The organism is Lelliottia sp. GFLA7 (assembly GCF_056490165.1).
On sequence record NZ_JBWLAQ010000010.1, the window covers coordinates 91,701 to 103,771 of the forward strand.

General features: G+C 49.4%; 7 protein-coding genes. All 7 read left to right on the top strand.

The genetic code is table 11. The annotated features are described in order from the left end of the window. The first annotated feature begins 32 nt into the window (after window positions 1–32). The 7 genes from mtlD to lldD all read left to right on the top strand — a co-directional run bounded on the left by mtlD (window position 33) and on the right by lldD (window position 11,902). On the top strand, window positions 33–1,181 hold the full coding sequence (gene mtlD / locus AC07RN_RS19265; protein ID WP_478337070.1) for a mannitol-1-phosphate 5-dehydrogenase: 1,149 nt from the start codon (window positions 33–35) through the stop codon (window positions 1,179–1,181). After that, a complete protein-coding gene (mtlR, locus tag AC07RN_RS19270) occupies window positions 1,181–1,771 on the top strand; it encodes a mannitol operon repressor MtlR (RefSeq protein ID WP_478337071.1) in 591 nt (196 codons plus the stop codon). The genes mtlD and mtlR overlap by 1 nt, the downstream gene beginning before the upstream one ends. A 57-nt stretch (window positions 1,772–1,828) precedes the next feature. Continuing rightward, window positions 1,829–2,191, top strand: coding sequence for a YibL family ribosome-associated protein (locus AC07RN_RS19275; protein ID WP_235134436.1), 363 nt, complete (start codon window positions 1,829–1,831; stop codon window positions 2,189–2,191). A 253-nt stretch (window positions 2,192–2,444) separates the two neighbouring features. Beyond that, window positions 2,445–8,012: a DUF3320 domain-containing protein gene (locus tag AC07RN_RS19280; protein WP_478337072.1), complete on the top strand. Its 5,568-nt coding sequence runs from the start codon at window positions 2,445–2,447 to the stop codon at window positions 8,010–8,012. A 280-nt stretch (window positions 8,013–8,292) separates the two neighbouring features. After that, window positions 8,293–9,948, top strand: a complete 1,656-nt coding sequence (gene lldP, locus AC07RN_RS19285; RefSeq protein ID WP_478337073.1) for an L-lactate permease — start codon at window positions 8,293–8,295, stop codon at window positions 9,946–9,948. Then, complete coding sequence (gene lldR, locus AC07RN_RS19290; protein WP_407438927.1) at window positions 9,945–10,718, top strand: transcriptional regulator LldR; 774 nt, start codon at window positions 9,945–9,947, stop codon at window positions 10,716–10,718. The genes lldP and lldR overlap by 4 nt, the downstream gene beginning before the upstream one ends. Beyond that, complete coding sequence (gene lldD, locus AC07RN_RS19295; RefSeq protein ID WP_478337074.1) at window positions 10,715–11,902, top strand: FMN-dependent L-lactate dehydrogenase LldD; 1,188 nt, start codon at window positions 10,715–10,717, stop codon at window positions 11,900–11,902. The genes lldR and lldD overlap by 4 nt, the downstream gene beginning before the upstream one ends. Window positions 11,903–12,071: the final 169 nt, after the last annotated feature.

The window sequence follows — 12,071 nt, forward strand, 5'->3', positions numbered from 1 at the left end:
CTCGGGTAAAAACATTGATGAAGGTTAATACGATGAAAGCATTACATTTTGGCGCAGGTAATATCGGTCGTGGCTTTATCGGCAAACTGCTGGCAGACGCGGGCATTACGCTAACATTCGCCGATGTGAATCAGGTGGTGCTCGATGCCCTGAATGCCCGTCATAGCTACGATGTTCACGTTGTCGGCGAAAACGAACAGGTCGAAACCGTCTCAGGCGTCAACGCTGTTAGCAGCATTGGCGATGACGTTGTAGACCTGATCGCAAGCGTCGATCTGGTGACCACCGCCGTGGGCCCGGTGGTGCTTGAGCGCATCGCCCCTGCCGTCGCAAAAGGCCTCGCAAAACGCAAAGCACAGGGCAATATCACGCCGCTGAACATCATCGCCTGTGAAAACATGGTGCGCGGTACCACACAACTGAAAGGCCACGTTCTGGCCGCCGTGGCGGATGAAGACAAAGCCTGGGTTGAAGAGCACGTCGGTTTTGTGGATTCCGCCGTTGACCGCATCGTTCCCCCATCCGAGTCTGCAACAAACGATCCGCTGGAAGTGACCGTTGAAACCTTCAGCGAGTGGATCGTCGACAAAACCCAGTTCAAAGGCACGCTGCCAGCTATTCCGGGAATGGAATTGACGGATAACCTGATGGCCTTTGTCGAACGCAAACTCTTCACGCTGAACACCGGGCATGCTATAACCGCGTACCTCGGAAAATTGGCCGGTCATCAAACCATTCGTGACGCGATTCTCGATGAGAAAATCCGCGCTGTGGTAAAAGGTGCAATGGACGAGAGCGGCGCGGTCCTGATCAAACGCTACGGTTTTGATGCTGAGAAACATGCGGCATACATTCAGAAAATCCTCGGTCGTTTTGAAAACCCGTATCTGAAAGATGACGTTGAGCGCGTTGGGCGTCAGCCGCTGCGTAAACTCAGCGCGGGCGACCGTCTGATCAAGCCGCTGCTGGGCACGCTGGAATACGGTTTGCCGCACGCCAATTTGGTGAAAGGTATCGCCGCTGCCATGCATTATCGCAGCGAGCAAGATCCGCAGGCGATTGAGCTGGCAGAATTGATTGATGCCAAAGGCCCGCAAGATGCGCTGGCGCAGCTTTCTGGTCTTGAAGCGAAGAGTGACGTAGTGCTGGAGGCGGTTAACGCATACAACGCGACGAAATAATGATGCAGGTTCTGGCGCAGGTCACCCTGCGCCCGATGGATAGATTGTCAGATATGCAGGCAATAATGGAACAAACCCAGGCCTTTGAAAATCGTGTGCTTGAGCGTCTGAATGCTGGCAAAACCGTACGAAGTTTCCTGATTGCTGCCGTCGAGTTACTTACTGAGGCGGTCAATATTCTGGTTCTTCAGGTGTTTCGCAAAGACGACTACGCGGTAAAATATGCTGTAGAACCGTTACTGGACGGAGACGGACCGCTGGGCGATTTGTCAGTCCGCCTGAAGCTGATTTATGGCCTTGGCGTGCTCAGCAGGCATGAATATGAAGATGCTGAATTGCTGATGGCGCTGCGCGAAGAGTTAAATCACGACGGCAATGAATACGCCTTTACCGATGACGAAATTCTTGGGCCTTTCGGCGAATTACATTGCGTCACCGCGCTGCCGCCTGCTCCTCATTTCGATAACAGCGATCCTGAGCTGCATGCGATGCAAAAGCTTCGTTATCAACAGGTTATGCGGTCAACAATGGTCCTTTCCCTGACTGAGCTGATTTCCCGAATCAGCTTAAAGAAAGCGTTTCAGAAGTAAGACCGCGCACATTGGTGTATCCTTCCTGTAATTCCCCCGTTTTTAGAGCTATATGTGATGAAAGAAGTCGAAAAGAACGAAATTAAACGCCTGAGTGACCGTCTGGATCTGATCCGCCACCAGCAGGCTGATATGTCTCTTGTTGAATCTGCCGAAAAATATGCAGAGCTTGAAAAAGAGAAAGAGAAACTCGAAGGCGAAATCGAGCGTCTGCGCGCTGTTAAAGGCCATAAGCTGAGTAAAGAAGCACAAAAGCTGATGGGTATGCCGCATCGCCGTGCGATCACCAAAAAAGAACAAGCCGACCTGGGCAAGCTGAAGAAAAGCGCGCGCGGTCTGGTCGTCGTACACCCGATGACTGAGCTGGGCCGTGAAATGGACCTGCAAGAGATGACGGGGTTCTGTAAGACTGCGTTCTAATGAATTTAGTTTAAGTTAGCCCAATATATTACCATAGTGAATATATTGGGCTTTTTTCTTCAAGAATAACTCCCATCTTCTTAATCAATGATTACATGTAATATCAAAATCGGATAGGTTCACAATTCTTTGCCATGAGAGTAAAGTAGTATTCATTCCTTTCGAATCTAAATTAATACACACGGCATTCCTTTGAAAACAAATTGGTTTTCTTGGGGGTGATGTTTTGTCATTGCATTAGGTTATAAATCTTATGAATTCTACTGAAAGCCCGACCTTCCAAAACAGCCTCCTTTCGTTAGAACAGAAACTAGAGAAAGCCAGAGCAGAACTGCTCGATTTAGGGGCCAGAAACCGTTTACTTAACATCCCTCGTTCTAAAAATACGCGTTTCCTGGAAGTCATAGATGAAAGGTCTGAGTTAATCTATAACCTTCTTGTAAATGAAAAAAAGACATTCACTTTTCTTCATGGAAAGTCAGGCAAGGACGGTGAGGTCGAGCAAGAAGAAGAGTTGGCTGACGAAAAAAGATTTATATATCAGTTTGATGAAACAAGCACTGAGACGAAGTCTCAGCATCTAGACACTAAACTTCAAACCCGTCTTACACCTAAAGGTCTCCAGACTCGTTTACTTGATCTTTACCATGACTCTAAGACCCTAGAAGAGGAACAAGGCGCAAATATCCTATTTCTCGCACTAGGAACATTGAAATGGATCGACCCCGCCAATAAAGAAAATATACGTTATGCGCCTTTGATATTGGTACCAGTGAGCCTGGAACGAGGCAATGCTGGGGAGAGATTTAAACTAAGAGCCAGGCAAGAAGACATCATTCCTAATCTCTCATTAGAAGCCTTTCTTGAACGTGTTCATCACATTAAGATGCCAGTAATGCTTTCTGAAGATGATGACGATGAAATAAATGTCAGCAATTACTTCGAAGCAGTTCAACAAGCGGTAGCGTTGAAATCTGACTGGGAAGTAAAAACGAATGATATGACCCTTGGATTATTTTCTTTCTCTAAGTTTTTGATGTATAAAGATTTGGATCCTGCAAATTGGCCAGATGGAGAAGAGATCACATCAAAATACCTTATTCGTGCGTTAATGGAAGAGGGTTTTGATGAAAGCGATGGTCTACTTTCTGATGATAGCCCTATAGATCCCATCATTTTACCAAAAGATATGCTTCACATTATGGATAGCGATAGCTCGCAGACATTAGCTATTCATGAGGTAAGGAAAGGCAAAAACCTGGTTATACAAGGCCCTCCAGGAACAGGCAAATCACAAACTATTGCCAATATCATTGCATCTGCAATTGCAGATGGGAAAACAGTACTCTTCGTTGCTGAAAAAATGGCCGCCCTCGAAGTAGTAAAAAGGCGTTTAGATCAGACCGGGGTGGGTGATGCTTGTCTTGAACTGCATAGCAATAAAGCCAACAAACGTATTTTACTTGAAGAGTTGAAAAGAGTTTGGGAATTGGGTTCACCTCGCGGAGAATTCCCCGATGAGTTGATAGAAAACTTAACCGAAGCCCGTGACTCACTGAATGAACATCCAGCCCAACTACATAAGATATATTCACCTTCAGGGCTCAGTCCTTATCAGGTTATAGGCCAGCTAGTACGCCTTCGCCAAAATGGGCAAACGCCAACAGAATTTAGACTTCCTGACTTTGAAAAGTGGAGTAATAACGATTTAACGAAACGGTTGAATCTCGTGAGAGAACTCATAGAGCGCATTGAGGATATCGGCCTGCCTCACAATCATCCCTGGAACGGGGTTAAGCGAGAATCAATTTTGCCTGGCGATCTTGATCGCCTCCTTTCTAAAATTAATACATTGTTAAACCAAACTCATGAATTCCATAACGCAGCTATTGCAATCGCTAGGCGAGTCAATTTAACACCTGATCCTGGTTTTTTTGACGATGCGAGCAAAATTGTACAATTAGCAGAAACAATAAAGCATGCACCTGAATTTGAAGAAACTGCATTAGTTAACACGGTCTGGTCATCATCTCTTAAGGAGATAAGGACGCTTCTTGAACAGGGCTGCATGTTTGAGAAAGGGTTTGATGAGATTAAACATCTGATACACGAAGATCATTTTGATACGCAACTCCTTGAGCTTCGTGATGAGCTTCAAACTGTACCTGGTAATCTTCTGCCAGAGGTATTCGCCTCATCAAGAACATTATCGATGCTATTACCTCAACTCCAAGCTGCCTCTGCCAACTTGGCCCAGGAGCTAGGTACTAAATCGGTATTCCTTTCAGCTCAAGATATTAAAAACCTGATTGAGCTTAGCCAGCGAGTTGCAGATGCTCCTGATGTCAGCCCCCAAGCTTTTATCGCTTCTGTTTGGGAACATGGTGTTGAACAAGCAATGGAATTGGTTAACTCCATAGCCACTTTACATTCACTACGCAAAAAAATAGAACCACATGCTTTTGATGCCGTCTGGGATTCTGAACTTACACAAATTCGTCACAATCTCGCCATTCATACTGGGGTATTCAAATTCCTGAACGGTGAATGGCGTCGTTCACGCGCGCTTGCAAGATCTCTTATCCGTGATATAAATCAGCCTATTCAGCAACAGATTGAACTACTGGATAATATCATTCAGGCGCAAACGCTTCGAAAAAAAATCGCTAGTAATAATGAATTTGGTAGTAGTGCATTCGGCCCACATTGGCGAGGTGAAAATAGCGATAGTAATGTAGTTAAGGCATTAGTGGAGTGGATGGCTACGCTTAAAGACGTAGGATCTGAAGCACGCATACTAGCAAGCAAGCTTTCCGATCGTGATGCCTTAAAACATCTCAACCAACAGTTAAGCCAGCTCCTTGAAAAAACCAATATCGAACTGAATCAACTCTGGAAAGCATTTGGCGTATCTCCAGAATCTTGGTTTGATAATCACTTTTCAATTAAACGGGTTCCATTAAGCTTCATCGAAGCCATTGTACTTAAGCTCAATAATATAGATTCCATATCTCATCAGGTCATAAAAGCGCCCACTACTCTCCTGAGTGACCGTTTGTTGCTAGTTAAAAGGGTTATTGAGCTTCAAAACCAGAAAAAATCTATCGAAGCCCAATCTGAAGCTGGAAAGGCTGCATTCGGTAGCGATTGGTTAAGCTACCAGTCAAACTGGAAAAGGCTGAACTGCGATTATGCCTGGATAGAAAAATATGGTGATTTACGCTTCGTTTGCGCAACTATAGAGAACCGTGATGAATTATTAAACTCCGCCAATCAGCTTTCATTCGTAAGTTCATCTATTATTGGTGAACTGGATGTGTTGGCCAAAGAATTAGAGTCTACGTCGAATGTGCTTTTCCAAACGGATGATCAACCAATTCGTATCGATCATGTTTTAAGCAAACTAGCATCATGGGTTGAGAATTCTGAGCAACTTTCAAAATGGGTGGCATGGCAACACAGACGTAGCCAGGCTAATCAGCAGGGTCTTTCAGAGGTTATTGAGAGGCTTGAAGATGGACGACTATCTCTTACCAATTGCTATAGCTCTGTTGAATATACCTATTATGAATCGCTGTTTAGTTCAATGGCAAACCAGACGCCGTCCCTTTCTCGTTTCGATGGCGAACTTCATACGCGTAAAGTTAATTATTTTGCCGAGATGGATTTGAGGCGCATAAAGGCCTCAAGTATAGAAGTTGCTCGCGCACATCATCGTCGCATCCCGTCCAAAATAGGAGCTGCTGGGCCTGTAGGGGTTTTACGCGCCGAAATGGCGAGAAAAAGAGGCCATATGCCTATCCGTCAACTAATGCTAAAAGCGGGTCCAGCTATTCAAGCATTGAAGCCGGTAATGATGATGAGTCCGCTCTCAGTGGCACAGTTTCTAATTCCTGGAAAACAAACATTTGATTTACTGGTGATGGACGAAGCCAGTCAGATCCAGCCTGTCGATGCAATTGGAGCTATTGCACGGTGCCAACAAGTTGTTGTTGTCGGCGATGAACGTCAGTTGCCGCCTACAAGCTTCTTCTCCCGTATGACTGAGGCCAGCAACGATGACGATGACGATTCAACGCAAGTTGCCGATATCGAAAGTATCCTTGGGTTGTTTGTAGCCAGAGGCTTACCACAACGAATGTTGCGTTGGCATTATCGAAGCCGACATCAGTCGCTTATTGCCGTTTCAAATAGTCAGTTTTACGAGAACAAATTGTATATCGTTCCGAGCCCATATACTGAAGAAGCGGGTATGGGGTTGCGATTCCATTATGTTGAAGAAGGTATTTTCGAATCAGGGGCCAGCAAATCTAACCCAATCGAAGCGAAACGAATCGCTATGGCAATCCTTGAACACATACAATTAAACCAACAACTTTCCTTGGGGGTTGCAACATTCTCAGTGTCACAACGCAAAGCCATTCAGGATGAATTAGAGCTGCTCCGTCGCTTAAATCCTCAATATGAAGAATTTTTCCATTCCCATCCAGGCGAACCATTCTTCATCAAGAACCTTGAGAATATCCAAGGCGATGAGCGAGATGTCATCATGATCTCTGTGGGATATTCACGAAATGCGCAGGGCTACCTAGCCATGCGATTCGGTCCACTCAGCTCACAAGGAGGTGAACGTCGCTTAAATGTTTTGATTAGCCGAGCAAAGCGCCGCTGCGAAGTTTTCGCATCCATCACCGATGAAGATATCGACCTGGAACGAGCGAAAGGCGTTGGCGTACTTGCTTTCAAACTTTTCCTTCAATATGCGCGAACTGGACGACTATCAATGTCCACTTCTTCCGGTCGCCCTATGGATAGTGTATTTGAAGAACAAGTCGCTGCTGCACTGCAGGCCAAAGGTTTCCAGGTACATCCGCAGGTTGGTATTGCTGGATTCTTTATTGACCTCGCCATTGCGGATCCAGAATTGCCAGGACGCTATCTCTTGGGAATAGAATGCGATGGCAGCGCTTATCATTCCTCTCGCTCAGCACGTGAACGCGATCGTTTACGTCAGGCCGTTCTTGAAGATCACGGCTGGATCATACATCGGATCTGGAGTACTGATTGGTTCCAGCGCCCTGAAGAACAGTTACAACGAGTTATCAATGCTGTCGAAAACGCGAAGGCGGAACTTAATAGCAGAGCAGAACATAAATCAGGGTCTATCCGTGCTGTTCCCATTGAGATCGTAACGGTAGAACGAGAAGATGTTATTGAAGTAGGTTTAGAAAACGCTAAATCGATTAATGACCACTCTACTAACTATGAAGAGTCGCGGCCAGAAGCTAATATTTCCTATGCTTTGCATGAAACACCTACCGGCATTCTTGCTGATATGATTGAAAAAATTGTTCTTATCGAATCTCCAGTTCACCTAAGCGAAATAATAACCCGACTTCGTACAGCTTGGGGATTACAACGTGCTGGAGCGCGCATCGAAAATGTTGTCAGCCAATCAGCCAAAATTGCCTGTAAGAAAGGCAATATTTATGAAGAAAATGGCTTCCTCTTCCATACCGAAACAATGATTTATCCACGAAACAGGCAGAACGTTTTATCTCCTGGTTTACGTAAACCTGAAATGATTTCCTCTAAAGAGATTGCTGTAGGAGCAATTGAAATCGTCAAAGCAAGCATGGGAGCAACAGAGGATGAAATCGTTACGGCTGTATCTAGAATGCTGGGCTTCAAATCAACCAGTAGTGTTCTTAAACGAGTAATATCTGACGTCATTGTGCAGCAGATTAAAGATAATCAGCTCAAGCTAAAAGACGGCCTTTTGGTCATTGAGGAGTCTGACAACCTTGAAAATGTAGTTTGACCGCTAGTTGCTGACTTAGACCATTTCACGGGGTCAATCTCCATTTAGAGAAAGGCTCCGTTAAATTGGTCCAACCAATCCCCTTTCTAATCGTACAACGCTTCACATTACCGCAAATTCCGCTCACAAACCCATTGCCTACCCATAACATTTGATTAACCATTCATTGTCATTAACCCTACATCACACTATTGGCAGGACCACTTTTACACTCAATGTGACGCCGAGATGAGCATAGACTCACCGCGACGCTGAGCGTGTGGTCCACAGGAGACCTGCAATGAGCCTCTGGCAACAAAACTACGATCCGGCCGGGAATATTTGGTTGTCTAGCCTGATCGCATCGCTACCGATCCTGTTCTTTTTCTTCGCGCTGATTAAGCTCAAGCTGAAAGGCTATTTGGCCGCGACGTATACCGTCGCTATCGCGCTCGCGGTAGCGCTGTTGTTCTACAAAATGCCGGTCGATCGCGCACTGGCGTCCGTCATCTATGGCTTCTTCTACGGTCTGTGGCCCATTGCGTGGATTATTATTGCCGCGGTATTTGTCTATAAAATCTCGGTGAAAACCGGGCAGTTTGACATTATCCGCTCGTCGATTTTGTCCATCACCCCGGACCAACGCCTGCAAATGCTGATCGTCGGCTTCTGCTTCGGGGCCTTCCTCGAAGGGGCCGCGGGATTTGGCGCACCGGTGGCGATTACCGCTGCACTGCTGGTGGGGCTGGGCTTTAATCCGCTGTACGCTGCAGGTCTGTGCCTGATCGTTAACACGGCACCGGTGGCATTTGGCGCGATGGGCATCCCGATTCTGGTTGCCGGACAGGTCACCGGCCTGGACAGCTTCGAAATCGGCCAAATGGTGGGTCGCCAACTGCCGTTCCTGACCATTATCGTGCTGTTCTGGATCATGGCGATTATGGACGGCTGGCGTGGCGTAAAAGAAACCTGGCCTGCGGTGATGGTCGCAGGCGGCTCGTTCGCCATCGCGCAGTACCTCAGCTCGAACTTCATTGGTCCGGAACTGCCGGACATTATCTCGTCTCTGGTGTCGCTGGTGTGTCTTACCCTGTTCCTGCGACGCTGGCAGCCGGTGCGCGTCTTCCGCTTTGGCGATATGGGTGCGTCACAAGTCGATCAAACGCTGGCACGCACGAATTACACCGTTGGGCAGATTGTTCGCGCCTGGTCGCCGTTCCTGTTCCTGACGGCCACCGTCACCCTGTGGAGCGTGCCACCCTTTAAAGCGCTTTTCGCCCCAGGCGGCGCGCTGTACGACATGGTGATCAACATCTCCGTGCCGTTCCTCGACAAAATGGTGGCGCGTATGCCGCCCGTGGTCCACGTCGCCACGCCGTATGCTGCGGTGTATAAATTCGACTGGTTCTCCGCCACTGGCACGGCGATTCTGTTTGCCGCTATCCTTTCCATCGTATGGCTACGCATGAAGCCTGCAGCGGCGATACAGACTTTTGTCAGCACGCTGAAGGAACTGGCGCTGCCGATTTACTCCATCGGGATGGTGCTGGCATTCGCGTTTATCTCGAACTATTCCGGCCTGTCATCAACGCTGGCATTAGCGCTCGCCCACACTGGCCATGCGTTTACCTTTTTCTCGCCGTTCCTCGGCTGGCTGGGGGTGTTCCTGACCGGTTCGGATACGTCATCAAACGCACTGTTTGCCGCATTACAGGCGACCGCCGCTCAGCAGATTGGCGTATCAGACGTACTCTTAGTCGCCGCTAACACCACGGGCGGCGTAACGGGCAAGATGATTTCTCCGCAGTCTATCGCCATTGCCTGTGCCGCGGTGGGCCTGGTCGGGAAAGAGTCGGATCTGTTCCGCTTTACCGTTAAACACAGCTTGATTTTCACCTGCATGGTCGGCGTTATCACTACGTTGCAGGCTTACGTCTTAACCTGGATGATTCCATGATAGTGATGCCCAAACGCCTGTCCGATGAGATCGCCTCTCGCGTGCGGGCGCTGATTGAAGAACAACAGCTGGAAGCGGGCATGAAATTGCCCGCCGAACGCCAGCTAGCCGCCCAGCTTGGCGTGTCGCGTAATTCACTGCGCGAAGCGCTAGCGACGCTGACCAGCGAAGGGGTGCTGCTGAGTCGTCGTGGCGGCGGAACGTTTGTGCGCTGGCAGCACGACGACTGGTCCGAGCAGAATATCGTCCAGCCGCTGAAGACGCTGATGGAGAACGACCCCGATTACAGTTTCGACATTCTGGAAGCGCGCCACGCGATTGAGACCAGCACCGCCTGGCATGCGGCGATGCGCGCTACGGACAGCGACAAGGAGAAGCTCAAAGCCTGCTTTGAAGCCACGCAAAGCAGCGACCCGGATATCGCCTCGCAGGCTGACGTCCGCTTTCATCTGGCGATTGCCGAAGCCTCACACAACGTGGTGCTGCTGCAAACCATGCGCGGGTTTTTCGATCTGCTGCAATCGTCCGTTAAGCAGAGCCGCCAGCGCATGTATCTGGTGCCGCCGGTTTTCGCGCAGTTGACCGAACAGCACGAAGCGGTGCTGAACGCCATTCTGGCCGGTGATGCCGACGCCGCGCGCAAAGCAATGATGGCGCATCTGGGTTTTGTGCATACCACCATTAAACGATTCGATGAAGATCAGGCCCGACAGGCGCGCATTACCCGCCTGCCCGGCGATCATGATAATTCCAGGGAGAACAATGCATGATTATTTCCGCAGCCAGTGACTACCGCGCCGCAGCGCAGCGCATCCTGCCGCCGTTTTTATTCCATTATATCGACGGCGGCGCGTACTCCGAGTACACCCTGCGCCGCAACGTGGAAGATTTGTCAGAGGTGGCGCTGCGCCAGCGCGTGCTGAAAAACATGTCAGACCTGAGCCTTGAGACAAAACTCTTCAACGAGACGCTGTCGATGCCCGTAGCTCTTGCGCCCGTGGGGTTGTGTGGAATGTACGCGCGCCGTGGCGAGGTGCAGGCTGCGGCTGCGGCAGATACCAAAGGGATCCCCTTTACCCTTTCGACCGTCTCCGTTTGCCCAATTGAAGAAGTCGCACCCACCATTAAACGCCCAATGTGGTTCCAGCTGTACGTCCTGCGCGATCGCGGCTTTATGCGTAACGCGCTGGAACGTGCCAAAGCGGCAGGCTGTTCCACGCTGGTGTTTACCGTCGATATGCCCACGCCGGGTGCGCGTTATCGCGATGCACACTCCGGAATGAGCGGTGCGAATGCGGCGATGCGTCGTTACTGGCAGGCGGTGACGCATCCGCAATGGGCGTGGGATGTCGGCGTTAACGGCCGCCCGCACGATCTGGGGAATATCTCGGCCTATCTCGGCAAGCCAACCGGGCTTGAGGATTACATTGGCTGGCTGGCAAATAATTTCGATCCGTCGATTTCATGGAAAGACCTGGAGTGGATCCGCGAATTCTGGGATGGTCCGATGGTGATCAAAGGGATCCTCGACCCGGAAGATGCCCGCGATGCGGTGCGCTTTGGCGCAGATGGGATTGTGGTGTCGAACCACGGTGGGCGGCAGTTGGACGGCGTGCTCTCTTCTGCACGCGCCCTGCCTGCGATTGCCGATGCGGTGAAAGGCGATATCGCGATCCTGGCCGACAGCGGCATTCGTAACGGGCTGGACGTGGTACGCATGATTGCATTGGGCGCAGACAGCGTGCTGCTAGGCCGTGCATATCTGTACGCTCTGGCCACGCACGGCCAGGCGGGCGTGGCGAATCTGCTGAACCTGATCGAAAAAGAGATGAAAGTGGCGATGACCCTGACCGGTGCGAAGACCATCAGTGAAATCAGCAAAGACTCGCTGGTACAAGAGTTAAGCCGAATTCCTTCGGGGCTGGCACCGCTGGCGCAGGGAACTGCCGCTTAAGTGTTGTGGTCGTCTGTTGCCCTCACCCCGACCCTCTCCCACTGTACGGTCCGGAGACATGGCAGACAGGTGTTCGGGGACATGGTGAACACTTTTTAACATCCTTTACCCAGGGTGATCGACTTTTTCTTCAGGTCGACCACCCCCACTTTCGTGCTGTACCACCACA

Bases quoted from the DNA above. Each gene is read 5' to 3' on its own strand.
- mtlD (WP_478337070.1), top strand. From the start codon at position 33: ATGAAAGCATTACATTTTGGCGCAGGTAATATCGGTCGTGGCTTTATC.
- mtlR (WP_478337071.1), top strand. From the start codon at position 1,181: ATGATGCAGGTTCTGGCGCAGGTCACCCTGCGCCCGATGGATAGATTG.
- AC07RN_RS19275 (WP_235134436.1), top strand. From the start codon at position 1,829: ATGAAAGAAGTCGAAAAGAACGAAATTAAACGCCTGAGTGACCGTCTG.
- AC07RN_RS19280 (WP_478337072.1), top strand. From the start codon at position 2,445: ATGAATTCTACTGAAAGCCCGACCTTCCAAAACAGCCTCCTTTCGTTA.
- lldP (WP_478337073.1), top strand. From the start codon at position 8,293: ATGAGCCTCTGGCAACAAAACTACGATCCGGCCGGGAATATTTGGTTG.
- lldR (WP_407438927.1), top strand. From the start codon at position 9,945: ATGATAGTGATGCCCAAACGCCTGTCCGATGAGATCGCCTCTCGCGTG.
- lldD (WP_478337074.1), top strand. From the start codon at position 10,715: ATGATTATTTCCGCAGCCAGTGACTACCGCGCCGCAGCGCAGCGCATC.